At 64.8% G+C, this 16,954-nt stretch carries 17 protein-coding genes; 6 read left to right on the top strand and 11 right to left on the bottom strand.

All coding sequences use genetic code 11. From position 1 onward, the window contains the following. Positions 1-83: 83 nt before the first annotated feature. Positions 84-980, bottom strand: a complete 897-nt coding sequence (gene prmC / locus ACVIIW_RS07610; RefSeq protein ID WP_456700180.1) for a peptide chain release factor N(5)-glutamine methyltransferase — start codon at positions 978-980, stop codon at positions 84-86. Positions 981-1,071: 91 nt separating this feature from the next. Here prmC and ACVIIW_RS07605 point away from each other — a divergent pair, with 91 nt between their 5' ends. After that, entirely contained in the window at positions 1,072-1,497 is a 426-nt protein-coding gene (locus ACVIIW_RS07605; RefSeq protein WP_456700179.1) for an HIT family protein, read from the top strand. Here the strand turns inward: ACVIIW_RS07605 and ACVIIW_RS07600 are convergent, their stop codons facing one another. The 4 genes from ACVIIW_RS07600 to ACVIIW_RS07585 form a co-directional block, all read right to left on the bottom strand. After that, on the bottom strand, positions 1,498-2,196 hold the full coding sequence (locus tag ACVIIW_RS07600; protein ID WP_456700178.1) for an ABC transporter ATP-binding protein: 699 nt from the start codon (positions 2,194-2,196) through the stop codon (positions 1,498-1,500). It abuts the gene before it with no gap. After that, complete coding sequence (locus ACVIIW_RS07595) at positions 2,193-4,034, bottom strand: branched-chain amino acid ABC transporter ATP-binding protein/permease (RefSeq protein ID WP_456700177.1); 1,842 nt, start codon at positions 4,032-4,034, stop codon at positions 2,193-2,195. The genes ACVIIW_RS07600 and ACVIIW_RS07595 overlap by 4 nt, the downstream gene beginning before the upstream one ends. Positions 4,035-4,045: 11 nt before the next feature. Beyond that, positions 4,046-4,921, bottom strand: a complete 876-nt coding sequence (locus ACVIIW_RS07590; RefSeq protein ID WP_456700176.1) for a branched-chain amino acid ABC transporter permease — start codon at positions 4,919-4,921, stop codon at positions 4,046-4,048. Between the two features lie 100 nt (positions 4,922-5,021). Continuing rightward, complete coding sequence (locus tag ACVIIW_RS07585; RefSeq protein WP_456700175.1) at positions 5,022-6,356, bottom strand: substrate-binding protein; 1,335 nt, start codon at positions 6,354-6,356, stop codon at positions 5,022-5,024. A gap of 469 nt (positions 6,357-6,825) precedes the next feature. Between ACVIIW_RS07585 and ACVIIW_RS07580 the strand changes: the two genes are divergently transcribed. Both ACVIIW_RS07580 and ACVIIW_RS07575 read left to right on the top strand, forming a co-directional pair. Next, positions 6,826-7,224: a hypothetical protein gene (locus ACVIIW_RS07580; protein ID WP_456700174.1), complete on the top strand. Its 399-nt coding sequence runs from the start codon at positions 6,826-6,828 to the stop codon at positions 7,222-7,224. 110 nt (positions 7,225-7,334) lie between these two features. Further along, positions 7,335-7,814, top strand: a complete 480-nt coding sequence (locus ACVIIW_RS07575) for a MarR family winged helix-turn-helix transcriptional regulator (protein ID WP_456700173.1) — start codon at positions 7,335-7,337, stop codon at positions 7,812-7,814. A 15-nt stretch (positions 7,815-7,829) separates the two neighbouring features. On the opposite strand, the gene prfA is transcribed toward ACVIIW_RS07575, so the two are convergent. The 3 genes from prfA to ACVIIW_RS07560 form a co-directional block, all read right to left on the bottom strand. Continuing rightward, positions 7,830-8,915, bottom strand: a complete 1,086-nt coding sequence (gene prfA, locus ACVIIW_RS07570; RefSeq protein WP_456700172.1) for a peptide chain release factor 1 — start codon at positions 8,913-8,915, stop codon at positions 7,830-7,832. Between the two features lie 58 nt (positions 8,916-8,973). Next, complete coding sequence (gene ptsP, locus ACVIIW_RS07565; RefSeq protein ID WP_456700171.1) at positions 8,974-11,241, bottom strand: phosphoenolpyruvate--protein phosphotransferase; 2,268 nt, start codon at positions 11,239-11,241, stop codon at positions 8,974-8,976. Positions 11,242-11,509: 268 nt separating this feature from the next. Then, positions 11,510-12,766 carry an aspartate kinase gene (locus tag ACVIIW_RS07560; RefSeq protein ID WP_456700170.1) on the bottom strand — a complete coding sequence of 419 codons (1,257 nt, stop codon included), beginning with the start codon at positions 12,764-12,766 and terminating at the stop codon, positions 11,510-11,512. 152 nt (positions 12,767-12,918) lie between these two features. Here ACVIIW_RS07560 and ACVIIW_RS07555 point away from each other — a divergent pair, with 152 nt between their 5' ends. The 3 genes from ACVIIW_RS07555 to ACVIIW_RS07545 all read left to right on the top strand — a co-directional run bounded on the left by ACVIIW_RS07555 (position 12,919) and on the right by ACVIIW_RS07545 (position 15,331). After that, positions 12,919-13,386, top strand: coding sequence for a PH domain-containing protein (locus ACVIIW_RS07555; RefSeq protein ID WP_456705107.1), 468 nt, complete (start codon positions 12,919-12,921; stop codon positions 13,384-13,386). 14 nt (positions 13,387-13,400) lie between these two features. Beyond that, entirely contained in the window at positions 13,401-14,174 is a 774-nt protein-coding gene (ubiG, locus tag ACVIIW_RS07550) for a bifunctional 2-polyprenyl-6-hydroxyphenol methylase/3-demethylubiquinol 3-O-methyltransferase UbiG (protein WP_456700169.1), read from the top strand. Positions 14,175-14,431: 257 nt separating this feature from the next. Further along, positions 14,432-15,331 carry an EamA family transporter gene (locus ACVIIW_RS07545; protein ID WP_456700168.1) on the top strand — a complete coding sequence of 300 codons (900 nt, stop codon included), beginning with the start codon at positions 14,432-14,434 and terminating at the stop codon, positions 15,329-15,331. Here ACVIIW_RS07545 and ACVIIW_RS07540 read toward each other — a convergent pair. The 3 genes from ACVIIW_RS07540 to grxC are packed head-to-tail and all read right to left on the bottom strand — an operon-like array spanning position 15,328 to position 16,945. Further along, complete coding sequence (locus tag ACVIIW_RS07540) at positions 15,328-15,798, bottom strand: DUF1178 family protein (RefSeq protein ID WP_456700167.1); 471 nt, start codon at positions 15,796-15,798, stop codon at positions 15,328-15,330. The genes ACVIIW_RS07545 and ACVIIW_RS07540 overlap by 4 nt on opposite strands. Beyond that, the gene (locus tag ACVIIW_RS07535; protein WP_456700166.1) at positions 15,795-16,673 is read right to left on the bottom strand and encodes a carbon-nitrogen hydrolase family protein; all 879 of its coding nucleotides are present in this window, start codon (positions 16,671-16,673) and stop codon (positions 15,795-15,797) included. The genes ACVIIW_RS07540 and ACVIIW_RS07535 overlap by 4 nt, the downstream gene beginning before the upstream one ends. Next, positions 16,670-16,945, bottom strand: coding sequence for a glutaredoxin 3 (gene grxC, locus ACVIIW_RS07530; protein WP_456700165.1), 276 nt, complete (start codon positions 16,943-16,945; stop codon positions 16,670-16,672). The genes ACVIIW_RS07535 and grxC overlap by 4 nt, the downstream gene beginning before the upstream one ends. Between the last annotated feature and the right edge of the window lie 9 nt (positions 16,946-16,954).

Genomic DNA, 16,954 nt, shown 5'->3' with positions numbered 1-16,954 from the left:
ACGGGGCCGGTACCGATGTGCTGACCGGAACGTAGTCGTTCCCACGGGATATTCCAAGAGGTTTTTCGCGCCCAATCCGGCTTTTATGGGGGCATTTTTCGGGCCGAGACGGCCCTGGCAATACCCGCCAGGTCCGATCTGGGCGGCCTGTCGATCGATAACGCGGCGGCGGCCATCAAGGTTTCAATATTTCCGGCTTGGCCTTGGCCGACCTCGACGATCAGGGCGCCGCCGGGCACGAGCCGTTCGGCGGCCTGCGGGATCAGGGCGCGATAGGCGTCATAGCCGTCATTGCCGCCGTCGAGCGCCAGATGCGGATCGTGGTTGCGCACCTCGATGCTCAGCTTCGGAATTTCCCCCGCGGGAATGTAGGGCGGATTCGACACGATCAGGTCGAACGGGCCGCCAAGCGCCGACGCATAGGAGCAGGCGACGAAGGCGGCGCGATCGGCCAGTCCGAGGGCATCCGCGTTCGCTCTGGCGGTGTCGAGGGCGCTGAGGCTGAGATCGGTGCCGACGCCAAATGCGTCCGGGATCTCGTGCAGCAGTGCGAGCAGAATCGCGCCGGACCCGGTGCCGATGTCGGCGATGCGCGGGCGCCGTCCCGGGATCGTGCGTTCGCGAAATATCTCGAGCGCCAGCTCGACCACTGTCTCGGTATCCGGCCGTGGTACCAGCGTCGCCTCGGACAGCCGGAATGGCAGCCCCCAGAATTCCCTGACGCCGAGAATGCGGGCGACCGGTTCATGCGCGAGCCTTCGCTGCGCGTATCCTTCGAGCCGCGTAGCCTCCTCTGGCGTGAGGTCTCGCGCTGCTTGGGTGATCAGGCCGGTCAGATCCAGCCCCAGCACGGCGCCGACTAGCAGGCGCGCATCGAGAGACGGCTCCTCGATGCCGGCCTCCTGCAGCCGCGCCGAGAGCGCGCGCCGCGCGCTCTCGATGCTGTGTCCGGAATCGAAGCCTGTCGCCAATGGAACCATCCTGCCTGGCATCGTGGATAGATCGGCGACCTTGCTTGCGTCAACGGAAAGGAGCGCGTTTGATGACCGCGCAGCCGAAGGGAGGACATCCATGACGGTCTATGACGATCGGAATGTCTTCGCAAAGATCCTGCGCGGCGAGATTCCCTGCTTCGAGGTGTTCAGGGACGAGCGCAGCCTCGCATTTCTCGACATCATGCCGCGCTCGCCCGGCCATACGCTGGTCATTCCGAGGGCGCCGGCGCGTGGCATCCTCGACATCGCCGACGATGATCTCGCCGCAGTCGCGCGGACCGCGAAGCGGATCGCGGTCGCGGCCATGAAGGCGTTCGATGCGGAAGGCATCATCCTGCAGCAGTTCAGCGAGCCGGCCAGCGGGCAGGTGGTGTTTCATCTGCACATGCATGTGATGCCGGTCAGGGCCGGCGTCGAACTTTTGCCGGCGCAGACACGCAAGGAGGACATGGCCGTCCTTGCTGATCATGCCAAGCGGATGATCGCGGCGCTGAGCGGCTGATCAAACGCCGAGATAGCGCTGTAGCAGCTCCGGCTGGGCCTTGAGCTCGTTCGCAGGGCCCTCGTGCACGATGTGGCCATTGTTGATGATGTAGATTCGGCTCGCCAGCGCCAGCGTCGCAGCCAAATTCTGCTCGACCAGCACGATCGTCTGCCCGGCTGCCGCGAGCTCGCGGCAGGCCTTGACGAGGTCGTGGACGATGACCGGCGCGAGCCCCTCGAACGGCTCGTCCAGCAGCACGATCTTGGGATCGCGCACCAGCGCCCGCGCGATCGCCAGCATCTGCTGCTCGCCGCCGGAGAGCTCGGTACCGCGGTTGCTGCGCCGCTCCTTCAGCCGCGGAAACATCTCGTAGATGCGCCCGAGCGGCCAGCGTTTCGGCGCGGTGATCCCGGCGAGGAGGATGTTCTCCTCGACCGAGAGGCTGCCGAAGATGCGGCGCTCCTCGTGGACGAGCTGCATGCCCGCTTGTGCGATCTTGTGGCTCCTGCGTCCGGCGATGTCGATGCCGTCGAACTTCACGCTGCCGCTGCGCGGCGTCACCACGCCCATCAAGCTCTTCAGCGTCGTGCTCTTGCCGGCGCCGTTACGGCCGAGCAGTGCCACCACCTCGTGCTGCTCGACGCGCATGGCGACGTCGAACAGGATGTGGGAGTCCCCGTAATAGCTGTTCAGGCCGTCGACCTCGATCAGGCTCATGCGGCGATCTCTCCGTGCACGCCGCCGAGATAGGCTTCCTGCACCGCGGCGTTGGTCTTGATTTCCTCGGGCGTGCCGGAGACCAGCACGCAGCCTTCCTGCAGCACCGTCACGCGTTCGACCAGCTCGAACAGCGAATCCATGTCGTGGTCGATGATGATCATGGTGCGGCCGCGCGCGATCGATTTGAGCAGCTTGACCGTTTCGACCCGCTCGCGCGGGCTCATGCCGGCGAGCGGCTCGTCGAGCAGCAGCAGGCGGGGCGAGGTGGCGAGGGCAAGCCCGATCTCCAGCCTGCGCTTCTCGCCATAGGCGAGCTCGGCGACCTGCGTGTCGGCACGGCGCGTCAGGTTGACCAGCGCCAGCGTGTGCTCCACCTGCTCCGTCAGGCCCTTGACGCCCGACAGCGAGCGGAAGAGGTCAAGCCGGAATTTTCCGCGCAGCTCGGCGAGTGCTGCGATCGTCAGGTTCTGCCGCACCGTCAGGCCGGTGAAGAGCTGATTGACCTGGTAGCTCTTGGTCAGTCCGAGCTGGCAGACGTCAGTGACCTTCAATCCCGTGATGTCGCGTCCCTCGAACATGATCCGGCCGGAGGTCGGCGGGATCTCGCAGGTCAGCATCTTGAAGAAGGTCGATTTGCCGGCGCCGTTGGGCCCGATGATGCCGCGCAGCTCGCCTTGATCGACGCTGAAATCGATGTCGCTGTTGGCGACGAGGCCGCCATAGCGCTTGGTGAGACCGGTGGCTTTCAGGATCGGACCGGAATAGGCGGGGTGCTGGACCTCCCTGGCCTGCATCGGCGCGGGCGGCGCCTCCAGTGCAGGCCCGGCCTGGGAGTCCTCCTCCCTCTCCGCAACCTTCCGACGCCTGCCGGAGAAGAGGCCGTAGAGATCGACGAGGCCGCCGATGATGCCCCCGCGCAGGAAACAGACCAGCAGCACGAACACGACGCCGAGCACGAGCTTCCAGGCGGCGCCTAAGCCCAGCGCGGACTGGAGGAAATCCTGCAGGAAGAGCCAGACGGTTGCGCCAACCAGCGGCCCGAACAGCGTGCCGCGGCCGCCGATGGCCGTCTGCATCACGAGCTGGCCTGATGTGTCGAAGGTGAAGGCGTCGGGTGGCATGAAGGCCTGAAGCACGCCGAGCAGGCCACCGGCGAAGCCGGCGTACGCGGCGGCGATCACGAAGGCGGTCAGCTTGTAGCCGTGGATGTTGTGACCCACGGCCGTGGCGCGCAGCGGGTTGTCCCTGATGGCGCTGAAGATCGCCCCCACCGGCGACCGCACGATCCTGAGCGCGATGATGACGCCGATGAAATAGCACAGCGCGATGAACTGATAGAGCGACCACCCATCTGTGAAATGGACGGTCGTGAAGCCGAGATTGAAGCTCGGCGTCGGTACGCCCGGCAGGCCGTTTTCACCGCCGGTGAAATCGGAGAGCGGATTGAACTCGACGAAGAAGAACACTTCCGCGATCGCCACCGTGATCATGGCGAAGTAGATCCCGGTACGTCGCAGCGCGATCAGTCCGATCAGGTAGCCGGTCGCTGCCGCCGCGATCATGCCGATGACCAGCGCGCCGAGCACGTTGCTGAAGCCGGCGCGGGTCAGCAGGTAGGCGGCGACGAACCCGCCGGTGCCGTAGAAGGCGGATTGGCCGAACGACAACAGGCCGGTGAAGCCGAACAGGATGTCGAAGCCGAGGCCGAACAGGCCCCAGACCAGGATCCGGTTCACGGTGTTCGGCGCGAAGCCGAGATGGGGCAGCACGAAGGGTGCCACGATCAGGCCGATGGCCGTCAGTGTCTCGATCAGGAACGGACGTTGCTTGAGCATCAGCGGATCACTTACTCGCGGCCCTGGACGCCGAGCAGGCCATGCGGTCGTAGCACGAGCACGAGCGTCATCGCCGCAAACAGCATCACATAGGCATAGCCGGGGTTGAACATGGAGGTGACGCTGATGATCTCCCCGGCGATCAGGCCGCCGAGAATCGCGCCGGGGAACGAGCCGACGCCGCCGATCACCACCACCACGAAGGTCTGGACCAGGATGTCGTCGCCGATACCGGGTGTCAGCGACACCACCGGCGCGTTGACGATGCCGGCGAAGCCTGCAGCCATTGCGCCGATGCCGAATACGATCATGAAGACGCGGTAGACGTTGATGCCGAGCGAATCGACCATCACCGAATCCTCGATGCCGGCGCGCACGATCATGCCGAGCCGGGTCCGGTAGAGGATGATGAACAGCGCGCCGAGCGCGATCGCGACGATGCCGACGACCGCGAGGCGATAGGTCGGATAGAACATGAAGCCGAGATTGGTGATGCCCTGGAATAGTGCCGGCGGCAGCACGATCTGCGACTGGCTGGAGAAGATCAGCCGGATGATCTCGACGAAGCAGATGCCGAGCCCGAAGGTGACGAGCAACTGGTCCTCGTGCGGGCGGTGGTAGAAATGCCGAATGATGGTTCTTTCCATCACCACGCCGAGCAGCATCACGAACAGCGAGCCCGCGATCACGGCGAGGATGAACGAATCCGTGTACTGGTAGGTGACGAAGCCGGCATAGCCGCCGATCATGAACATCGCGCCATGCGCGAGGTTGAGCACGCCGAGCGTGCCGTAGATGATGGTCAGGCCGGAGCTGATCAGCGCAAGCAGGGCGCCGAGCGCGAGCCCGTTGAAAAGCTGCGAAACGAGATTGGGCCAACTTATCATGCGGCGATCGCTGTTGTGACGCGCGAAGAGCTTGCGTCAAAAAGGTGACGCCGCAGGTCCAGAGTCACGGCCTACGGCGTCACAGGGGGTTAGCTCGGGCTCAGGTGTAGTCGCCGAGATGGCAGCCGAAGGCGTCGGGCTTCTGCATCAGGCTCTCGCCCGGGACGATCTCGACGACGTCGTACCAGTCTTCCTTGTTCTTCATGTCCTTCTGCTGCTTGCCCTTGACGATGATGACGGGTCGGACGCACTGGTGATCCTCGGGGCGGTAATGCACGTCGCCGACGAGCGAGGGGATGGTCTCGCCCTTCTCATAGGCCTTGATGACGTCGGGCGGATTGAAGCTGCCGGCTTCCTCGCACATGCGGGCCCAATGGGCGAAGCTGACATAGGCGTTCTCGGCGCCCCATTCCGGCTTGTATCCGTATTTCTTCTCGAAGACCTCGTTGAACATCTTGGCCAGTGGGTACTTGTCCTCGATCGTCCACCAATAATCGGTCGCGGCATAGACGCCCTGCATCAGGCCGCCGGTTTCGCGCGCGATGAAGGGCACCTGGTAGGGCACGACCAGCTTCATCTTGTCGAGCACGCCGAACTGCTTCGCTTGCTGGGTCGACAGCACCGCATCGTGGCCCCAATTGACGTTGATGAGCACGTCGGCGCCGGAATTGGCGACGTTCAGCAGATATGAGGAATAGTCGGGCGCACCGAGCGGGGCGACCTGGTTGGTCGCAGTGGTCCAGCCGGCGGTCGCGAGGAAGTCCTGCATCGACTTGGTGACGGTATGGCCATAGGTGTAGTCAGGCGTGAGATAGGCGGCCTTCTTGCCCTTGCCGAACTCCCGCACCATCACCGGCCCGATCGCCGCAGCCGCAGTCTGGCCGAAGAAATTCTGGCGGAAGCCGTAACGCACGCAATCCTTGCCGGTGGTGTCGTTCGAGCCGGAAATGCCGCACACGAAGATCACATGCTCGCGCTGGGCGAGCTTGTTGAGCGCGACCGCGACGGCGCTCGAGGTGCCGCCGGTGATCATGATCGCCTTGTTCTCGCTGATGAAGCGCTGCTGCGCCTGCACCGCCTCATTGGGCTTGGCCGCGGAGTCGGCAACGCCGAACTTCAGCTCCTTGCCGAGCACGCCCTTGCTGGTCTTGGGCGAGATCTTCTTGATCAATTCGTGGCCTTCGTTGATGTGCTCGATCGCGAGCTGATAGCCCTTGAGCTCGTCCTCGCCCTGCACGGCGTAAGTTCCCGTGCGCGGCACGGAGATGCCGATGAAGGCGGTGGAACCGGATACGCCCGCGGGATAGGTGCCGATCGCCGGCTTGTCGTCGGCAAATGCCGGCATCGCCGGCAGCATCGAGCCGCCGATCAGGCCCGCGGTGGTCTGGAGCAGGCCACGGCGCGAGAGACCGCGGCGGATGAGATCGTCAGTCATGGTCGTTTCCTCCGAACGTCGTTCTTGTTTGCAGGCAAACACGACTTATCCGGCGGCGGCCGGCCCCATGGGCCTGCCCGCGCCGGGCACGTCACATCCGCGTGTAGCTCTTGGACCTAAGCATTGCTTGTGAAGGCCGTCTGTCAATTTCGCCTTTGGTCGAACGACCAAAATTATGTCGTGAAAACATATCGGAGAGCGATATATATTAGTCTTTGTGAGTACGAAGCTGGCGGGTTCGGCGAAAGAAATGGCGCGGCAGACGACAGTGGCAGGTGCCGAAAAGCGACGATCCTGGCCGCAAGAGGCGGAGCGGCAGGAGGCTGCGCGGCCTTCCGGGGAGGGCGGCGACCAGCGCGTCCCGTCTCAATCCGGCGATGCCCCCAGATTGTCCGAGCCACGCAACCGGCCAACCCGCGAGCGCGGACCGGCCGTCGGATCCGTTCAGGCGAAGCGCGCGCCGGCGCCGATGAAGCGACTGAGCGTGCGGGCCCAGAACGTGCTGAAGGAGCTCGCAGTCGAGCTCACCGGCGAGCAGCCCCCGAAAGGGAATTGGTCGCCCTCGCGCGAACTGCTGCGCGCGCTGACGGCCGAGCGCCTTGCGACTGCGCGCAATTGCGGTCCGCACACCATGCGCGAGATCGTCGATTGGGCGCAGGGATCCGGCGTCACCATCAAGCCGGTGCTTCCAGCGGGCGGCTCGCTGTCGCAGATGTGGGCAGAGCTGATCAACAATGCGTCGGCCGGCAGCCTGAGCGGGGCCGAGATCGTCGGCGCACTTCAGCGTTCGATCCGGCGAAAGAGCGTCCGCATCCCGATCGCGTTTCAGGTCATCCTGGTGAAAATCCTGCTGTCCAGCTTCGAATAAGGCGCTTGGATAGCTGTGCATCCCTGAATCCGGCCGGTTGGTCCGGCGGCGGTCGCTTGCTACTTTAGGCTAAGTCTCCCGTGGCGGCGGGTGGCATGGTCGAGGTGGGCATGGTTCAGGCGAAGAAGGCGCAGCGGTCCGGTGTGGTGACGTCAGCCGGGCGCGCCGGCAGCGCGATGCGGGCTTCCGATTACGCAGCGCTGGCACAGTTCCGCTACCAGATCCGGAGCTTTCTGGCATTCAGCGAGGCGGCGGCTGCAAAGCAGGGGTTGACGCCGACGCAGCACCAGGCGCTGCTCGGCATCAAGGGTTTTGTCCGTCCCGGTCCCGCAACCGTCGGTGATGTCGCGAAGTTTCTGTTGATCCGGCATCACTCCGCTGTCGAGCTGATTGATCGGATCGAAAAACTGGGCCTGGTCAGTCGCGTCGCTGATCGCGAAGATGCCAGGCGCGTCCATCTCAAGCTGACGAAGAAAGGCGAGCAGAAGCTCCAGGCGCTCTCGCGGAAGAACCTCGAGGAACTTCGCCGTGCCGCCAGCCCGGCTCTGAACCGTCTTTTGAAGTCGTTCGGCGAGTCCGGCGGGGCGTGAGCGACGAGCCGCCGGTCAAGCCCCGGCTCCTTGCGCGGCGAGCTGTGCCGCCTGGTGCTCCGTGGTCAGCGCATCGGTCAATTCGCCGAGCGCTTCGCCCGCGATCACCTGCGGCAGCTTGTAGAGCGTCAGGTTGATGCGGTGGTCGGTGACGCGCCCTTGTGGAAAATTATAGGTGCGGATGCGCTCGCTGCGGTCGCCGGAGCCGACCTTCTCCTTGCGCTCGGCCGAGCGCGCGGCGTCGACGCGCTGCCGTTCGGCGTCGTAGATGCGCGAGCGCAGGATGTTCATGGCGGAGGCGCGGTTCTTATGCTGCGAGCGGCTGTCTTGCATCATCACCACGATGCCGGTGGGGATATGGGTGATGCGAATCGCCGATTCGGTCTTGTTGACGTGCTGGCCGCCGGCCCCTTGCGCGCGCATGGTCTCGATCCGCAAATCGTCGTTCTTGATCTCGACGTCGACGTCCTCGACCTCGGGCAGCACCGCGACCGTTGCAGCGGATGTGTGGATGCGCCCCTGTGTCTCGGTGTCGGGCACACGCTGGACCCGATGCACGCCGGACTCGAACTTCAGCTTGGAGAACGCACCGCGGCCCTGGACCTCCGCGATGATTTCCTTGAAGCCGCCGACGGTGCCTTCGCTCGCCGAGATCACTTCGACCTTCCAGCCCTGCAAGCTCGCAAAGCGCTCGTACATCCGGAACAGATCGCCGGCGAACAGCGACGCCTCGTCGCCGCCGGTGCCGGCGCGGATTTCCAGCACCACGTTGCGGTCGTCCATGGCATCCTTGGGCAGCAGCGCGACGCGGATCTTCTGGACGAGGTCCTCGATCTTCGAATTGAGCTCGTCGCGCTCGGCTTCCGCCATGCTGCGCATCTCGGCATCAGTGGCCGGATCTGATATCAGCGCCTCGGTGTCGGCGAGTTCCTTCACCGCGGAACGATAGGTCTTCACCGCGTCGATCAGCGGATTGATCTCGGCGAGCTCGCGCGTGACCTGCACATAGCGCTCGGAGGAGAGCTGTCCCAGCGCTTCGGCCTCGAGCGAGGCGTGGTGTGCGAGCAGGACATCCAGTTTGGCTTCGGGGAGTGACGACATCGGTTTGCTCTCAAAAGGCGGCGGGACGTGAGGCGGCGAAGAACGAGCGGCAGGTCCGCTACAACGCCAAGCCTTCGGCCTCGGCAAATTCCGTCAGCTTCTGCCGGATCGAGACGCTTCCCGTCGGCGCATCCAGCAGCGGGCCGAGCATCGCTTCGGCCTTCCTGGCGTCGAGGTCGATCACCATCGCCTTGACCGGGCCGAGCGCGGTGGCCGACAGCGACAGCGAGCGGTAGCCCATCGCGATCAGCGCCAGCGCGCCGATCGGCTTCGAGGCCATTTCACCGCAGAGCGACAGCGATTTCTTCGCAGCCTGCGATTTTTGCGCGATGTCGCGCAGCGCACGCAGGATCGGCGCCGACATGGTGTCGAAGCGCTCGGAGACCTTGGCATTGCCGCGATCGACCGCGAACAGGAACTGGAACAGATCGTTGGAACCGACCGAGATGAAGTCGACCTTCTTCAGGAGTTCGTCCATCTGATAGAGCAGCGCCGGCACCTCGACCATGGTGCCGATGTCGATGCGCTCCGGCAGCGTATGGCCGTGCTGGCGCAGATAGGTCAGCTCGCGCTCGACCAGCGCCTTCGCCGAATCGAACTCGGCGACCTCCGAGATCATCGGGAACATGATCCGCAGCGCACGGCCGCCGCCGGCGCGCAACAGCGCGCGGATCTGGCCCCGCAACAGGCCGGGACGGTCGAGCCCCAGCCGGATCGCGCGCCAGCCGAGCGCGGGATTCTCCTCGATCACCGTCTCCATATAGGGCAGCGCCTTGTCGCCGCCGATGTCGAGGGTGCGGAAGGTGACGGGCTTGCTGCCCGCGGCATCCAGCACGGCGCGGTACAGCGCGAGCTGGTCGCTGGTGCGCGGCAGGCTCTGGCCGACCATGAATTGCAGCTCGGTGCGGAACAGGCCGATGCCGGCGCTGCCGGTGTCCTCGATATGCGGCAGGTCGATCGCAAGCCCCGCATTGATCAGCAGCTCGACCTTCTGGCCATCCTTGGTGACGCAAGGGCGGTCACGCAGGGCCAGATATTGCGCCTGACGGCGGGCGCGGAAGCGCACGCGTTCGGCATAGGCTGCCTCGACTTCCTGCGAAGGCCGCACATAGATCGCGCCCGACGTGCCGTCGACGATGATGGCGTCGCCGGGGTCGGCAATGCCGGGTGCGTTCGGCACCTCGCCCACGGCGGGAATGCCGAGCGCGCGCGCCACGATCGCGACATGCGAGTTGGCGGTGCCTTCCTCCAGCACGATGCCGCGCAGGCGCTTGCGGTCATAGTCGAGCAGCGCGGCGGGCCCCATGGCGCGCGCGATCACGATGGCGTTGTCGGGCATCTGCTCGCGCGAGGGCGCATGGTCCTGGCCGACCAGCTGCCGCATCAGGCGGTACCCGAGATCCTCGAGATCGTGCAGCCGGTCACGCAGATAGGGATCGGTGACGCGCAGCATGCGGGCGCGGGTGTCGGACTGGACGCGCTCGACTGCGGCCTCCGCCGTGAGGCCGGTGGCCACGGCTTCGTGCAGCTTGTGCGACCAGCCCTGGTCGTTGGCGAACATGCGGTAGGCTTCGAGCACGTCGCGATGCTCGCCGCCTTCGGCGACGTCGCCGCGCTCCAGCATGCGGTCGAGATCCGAGCGCAGCTTGGCGAGCGCGGTGTCGAGCCGCTTGATTTCCTTCGGCAGGTCCTCGGCGATGTAGTCCTTGATGACGACGCGCGGCTCATGCAGCACGACATGGCCGAGCGCGATGCCTTCCGAGAGGATGGCGCCGGCCTTCTGCGTCGAATGGCGTGCGGCCGGCTCCAGGCCGGGTTGGGCCAGCGCGGACAATTCGCCTGATGCGATCAGCTCCGCCAGCACCATGGCGGTGGTCTGCAGCGCCTCGAGCTCTTCCTCGACATAGGTGCGCTTGGCGCGGTTCTGCACCACCAGCACGCCGAGCGTGTTGCCGGCGCGCAGGATCGGCACGCCGAGGAAGGAGTGGTAGATTTCTTCGCCGGTCTCCGGGCGGAACGAGAAGGCCGGGTGGCTTTGGGCGTCGTTCAAATTGAGCGGCGTCGCCTCGCTGGCAACGAGGCCGACCAGACCTTCGTGGGCGCTGAGCACTGTATGGTGCACGGCCTCGCGGTTGAGGCCTTCGGTGGCATAGAGCTCGAGGGTGTTGTCGATGCGCAGCACATAAACCGAGCACACCTCAGCCACCATGTTGGCGGCGATCAGCACCACGATCTTGTCCAGCCGCTCCTGGGCCGAGACTTGCTCCGCCATGGTTTCGCGGAGCCGTCTCAACAAGACGCGGGGACCTCCCGACGCGCTCCGCATGAACCGTCAATCTCCTCCGTCTGCCGGGCCCGGCGATATTGGCCGGCGGCTGGCCTAAAACTCCAGAAAAACAATCAAATTGTTTGTCCGGCGCAGGCGCAAACCACAGCTTGCGCCGAATCAGCGGCCTGAACTGGGACACAGTCTGCGGCAGCCCACCCTGTTCGCCGTATAGCGAATTGAGGCTTGTTTTGCCAAGCAAAACGCCTGCCAAACGCGAAGGTGTGTACACCCCGGCGTTTGCTGCGACCGCTAAGAGAAAATTCGTCTAGGCCTGATCGAGACCGTAGAGCGTGTGCAGCGTGCGCACTGCAAGCTCGGTATAGGCGGTGTCGATCAAAACCGAGAATTTGATCTCGGAGGTTGTAATGGCCCGGATGTTGATATTCCGTCTGGCGAGCGCCGAAAACGCCTGGGCGGCGACGCCGGCATGGCTGCGCATGCCGCTGCCGATCACCGAGATCTTGGCGACGTCAGTGGCGGTATCCAGCCTTGCATACCCGATCGTGCCCTTGGCGGCGGTAATGGTGTCCTTGGCCCTGACGTAGTCGGCGGCCGGCACCGTGAAGGTGAGGTCGGTGGTCTTGCCGTCCTCGGACACGTTCTGGACGATCATGTCGACGTTGATATTGGCCTCCGCCAGCGGCCCGAAGATCGATGCCGCGACGCCGGGCTTGTCCTCGATCTGACGCACCGAGATCTGGGCCTCGTCCTTCGAAAAGGCGATGCCGGTGACGACGTGATTTTCCATGATCTCCTCCTCGCCGCAGATCAGCGTGCCGGGCGGCTGGTTGGCATGCGGGTCGATATCCTCGGGCTTGTCGAAGCTGGAGCGGACGAAGATCGGCATGTTGTGGACCATGCCGAGTTCCACCGAACGCACCTGGAGCACCTTGGCGCCCTGGGAAGCCAGTTCCAGCATGTCCTCGAACGCGATCTTGTCGAGCCTCTTGGCCTTCGGCACGATTCGCGGGTCGGTGGTGTAGACGCCGTCGACGTCGGTGTAGATGTCGCAGCGGTCGGCCTTCACCGCCGCGGCAACGGCCACGGCCGAGGTGTCGGAGCCGCCACGGCCGAGCGTGGTGATGCGATTTGTCCTGGGATCGATGCCCTGGAAGCCGGCGATAACGGCGACCTCCTTGCGATCCCTAAAACGGGAGATGATCTCGCTGCCGTCGATGTCCTCGATCCGGGCCGAGGCATGGGCGTCGCTGGTCTTGATCGGGATCTGCCAGCCCTGCCAGGAGCGGGCCTGGATACCCATGCCCTGGAGCACGATGGCCAGCAGGCCCGAAGTCACCTGTTCGCCGGAGGCGACGACGGCGTCGTATTCGCGCGCGTCGTGCATCGGCGAGGCCTCGGTGCACCAGGCCACCAGCTCGTTGGTCTTGCCCGACATCGCCGAGACGACCACTGCCACTTCATGGCCGGCGTCCACCTCACGCTTCACATGGCGTGCGACGTTGCGGATACGTTCGATGTTGGCGACGGACGTGCCGCCGAATTTCATCACGAGGCGGCTCATGACGACGCGTGCATTCCCTCTTGAGGATCAGTATGGTGACCCACGCCGGACGGATGCCCTGGGGGATACCGACCGCGCGTATACAGAGGGGCGGGGCCCGGGGCAAGCGGGTTCCTGCAAGGCCCAATCCGGGCAATGGGTTGTCAGAGGTTATGGCGCGCTATATTGACGAAATCCTGCAGCCCGGCGAGCGGGTGCTGTATTCGACCAATGCGCACTGGATCTTCTATTTCCCGGCCATTTTGGCCTGGATCGTGGCCCTTGGTTTCCTGGTGGCCTCGCGGATGACCACCGTCGACTGGATCGTCTTGGTGTGTCTGACCGCCGCCGGCGTCGCGGCCTTGGCCGCGCTGTTCTGGACCCTGAAGGGCTGGTTCCATCGCTTCACCACGGAGACCGACGTCACCAATCTCAGGGTTGTGCACAAGACCGGCTTCATCAAGCGCCGCACCTTTGAAATGGCGCTGGATAAGGTCGAGAGTGTCGATGTCGACCAGACGATTCTTGGACGAATTCTCAACTACGGCGACGTGACCATTCGCGGCGTCGGCGAGGGGATCGAGACGATCAAGACCATCGCCTCTCCGCTCGCTTTCCGTAGTTCGATCACCACGCGGTAGGACCGCGCCTGGCCATGAGCATGCAGCAAGATACTTCCGCAATCGCCTCCGCCCAGCCGGGCTCGACCGTCGACGCCGCCGAGATCGCGAAGTTTTCAAAGCTCTCGGCCGAGTGGTGGGATCCGAAGGGCAAGATGGCGCCGCTGCACCGGATCAATCCGCTGCGGCTCGGCTACATCCGCGACGCAGCCTGCCGCAAGTTCGAGCGCAATGTGCGCAGCCTGAACTGCCTCGGTGGCCTCCGCGTGCTCGACATCGGCTGCGGCGCCGGCCTGTTGTGCGAACCGCTGTCGCGGCTGGGGGCGCAGGTGATCGGCGTCGATCCCTCGGTGAGCAACATTGCTGCGGCGAAGCTGCATGCCGACAAGAGCCATCTGTCGATCGACTATCGCTGCACCACGGTGGAAGAGATCGATCCGCGCGAGCGTTTCGACATCGTGCTGGCGATGGAAGTGGTCGAGCACGTCGTCGACGTCGGCGTCTTCGTGAAGCGCTGCGCCGCGATGCTGAAGCCGAACGGGCTGATGGTGGTCTCGACGCTCAATCGCAACTGGAAGAGCTTTGCGCTGGCCATCGTCGGCGCCGAATACGTCCTGCGCTGGCTGCCGCGCGGCACCCACGAGTGGAACAAGTTCGTCACGCCCGACGAGCTGACCAAACACCTCCTCGACAACCGGCTCGTCATCACCGAGCAGACCGGCGTCGTCTACTCCCCCTTCGCCGACAAATGGACGCTCTCGTCGGACATGGATGTGAACTACATGGTGGTGGCGGAAGGGATGGTATGAGGCGGGCATGACCGAGATGCGTGCTCCTACTCCCCGGGCGGCGTCCCTGCGAACGCAGGGACGAAGTTTTGCGAAGGCTGCCGACCCGCGCATCTCACACCGCGTCCCACCGACAGATTCCGCGGCATCAGTCCCTGCTTTCGCAGGGACGACAGCGTACGTGTGGTAGGAGCATCGCTCCCATGACGGCGGTGTGGTTGACCGCGTCGGCCGTAGCTTGCAGGTTGGCCTGACCTTTCCTGCAATAGCCCCACCCGATGTTCACCGTCACCAGCCTCTGGATTCCCTTCACCGTCATTGCCGCGCTCGGCCAGGTGGCGCGCAATGCGATGCAGCGGTCGCTGACCAAGCCGCTGGGGACGTGGGGTGCGACCAATATCCGCTTCCTGTTCGGCTTCCCGTTCTCGCTCCTTTTCCTGGGGCTCGTGCTCGTCGCGACCGGCGATCGTCTCGGCGTGCCGCCATCGATGTTCTGGCCATGGCTGTTGCTGGGTGCGCTCAGCCAGATCGTCGGCACCGGGTTGATGCTGCTCGCCATGAACGACCGTTCCTTCGTGGTGACCACGGCCTATCTGAAGACCGAGGCGATCCAGACCGCGATCTTCGGCTTCGTCTTCCTCGGCGATCACCTGACCTGGCTGAAAGTGCTGGCGATCGTGATCGCCACCGTGGGCGTCGTCATCACCGCGCTGCGCCCCGGCGGCGAGAAGAGCTTTGCGGAGCTGAAGCCGACCATCACCGGGCTCGTCGCGGCGGCGGCGTTCGCGCTCTCTGCGGTCGGTTTTCGCGGCGCGATCATCAACGTTCACGGCGTCTCCTTCGTGACCGCGGCCTCGTTCACCTTGGTGCTCGGCCTGTTCGTGCAAACGCTGATCCTGACGATCTATCTGCTCTGGCGCGCGCCAAAGGTGCTTCAGTCGATCCTGGGGCTGTGGAAGCCGTCGCTGCTCGCGGGCTTCACGGGCGCCTTCGCCTCGCAGTTCTGGTTCCTCGCGTTCGCATTGACGGCCGCGGCCAATGTCCGCACGCTCGCGTTGATCGAGGTGCTGTTCGCGCAGGGCGTGGCGTATTACTCGTTCCAGCAGCCGATCGCGCCGCGCGAGCTTGCAGGCATCGCGCTGATCATTGTCGGCGTGGCGGTGCTGGTGGGGACTTAGTTCCGGTCTTCCGGCAAGGTCGGCAGCGGCGACACCTCGATGCCTTCGTCGATCAGCGACCTCGCCTCGTCGGGCGAGGCCTCGCCGTAGATCGGGCGGTGCTCCTTGTCGCCGTAATGCATCGCACGGGCTTCGCTGGCAAAGCGCTCGCCGACATTGTCGGCATTCTTCACGATGTGATCGCGCAGCTCCTTCAGCTTGGCGCGCAACTCTTTCTCTTGCGCCATCATCAGCGAGGCCGGTCCTGCCGGTGCAGTCTCGGGCGCGGCGGCCGGCTCCGGCGTTGCGCGGCTGCGGCCCTTCTTGCCGACGATGCGCGGCGCCATGATCGCCTTTTGCACCTTGGCCGAGCCGCAGATCGGGCAGGTCACGAGCTTGCGCTTCACCTGCGAATCGTAAGCCGACGAACTCTGGAACCAGCTCTCGAAAGCGTGGTCGCGGTCGCAATGGAGCGCGTAGCGGATCATGCCGATCCCCGTACGAGGTGTAGATGATCCGGCCCGGCCTTCGGATCGGCGACACCGAAGCGCCGGCCATGCTGGAGCGAGGGGATCGCGCGGCGCGCCGTCTCGACCTTGGCCGGATCGATCTTGGCCATGATGATGCCGGGCTCGACATCGCCCTCGGCGAGGATCTCGCCCCAGGGATCGATGATCAGCGAATGGCCGTAGGTCTCGCGCTTGTTCTCGTGGGTGCCAGCCTGCGCGGCTGCGAAGATGAAGCAGCCGGTCTCGATCGCGCGCGCGCGCAACAGGATGTGCCAGTGCGCCTCGCCGGTCTTGCGGGTGAAGGCGGACGGCACCGTGATGAAAGAGGCTCCGCTCTCGGCCAGCGCGCGGTAGAGCGCGGGAAAGCGGACGTCGTAGCAGATCGTCAGGCCGACGCGGCCCCAGGGCAGGTCGGAGATCACGGCGGTCTCGCCCGGCTGGTAGTTGGCGGATTCGCGATAGCTCTCGCCATCCGGCAGGACGATGTCGAACATGTGGATCTTGTCGTAGCTTGCGAGCACCTGGCCCTCGGGCCCGATCAGGAAGGAGCGGTTCACCGCTTTTTCTTCCGAGAAGCGCAGCGCCAGCGAGCCGACATGGATGTGGATCTTCAGTTCCGCCGCGAGTGCCCGATAGGCCTTCAGCGAGATGTCCTCTTCTTCGCTCTGCAGATGCTCGAACAGCGCCGTGCGGTTCAGCTGCATCATGTTGCTGACCTCGGGGGTCTGCACGTAGTCCGCGCCATTGGCCGCAGCCTGCCGGATCAGCCCGGTGGCCTGCGCGAGGCTCGGCTCGGGCAGCAACCCGGTGCGCATCTGCACCATGGCGGCGGTGAAGGTCCTCACGGCACTCATGAGACCGCCTTGACGCTTTCGAGCAGCCCGTCGAGCTTGCCCTCGCGATCGAGCGCGTAGAGGTCGTCGCAGCCGCCGACATGGGTGCCGCCGATCCAGATCTGCGGGAAGGTCGAACCCTCGCCCGCGCGGTCGTACATCTCCTCGCGCCAGGACGGGTTCTTGGCGACGTCGAATTCCGTGAAGGTCGCCTTCTTGCGGGTCAGAAGCGACCTGGCAGCGGAACAATAGCCGCATCCCGGCCTGGTATAGATCTCGACAGCAGCGGTCATGGTATCAAG

It is taken from the genome of Bradyrhizobium sp. USDA 4449 (genome assembly GCF_054056275.1).
Note: the sequence above shows the minus strand (reverse complement) of the source record. Positions and strands in the feature narration are given on the sequence as shown.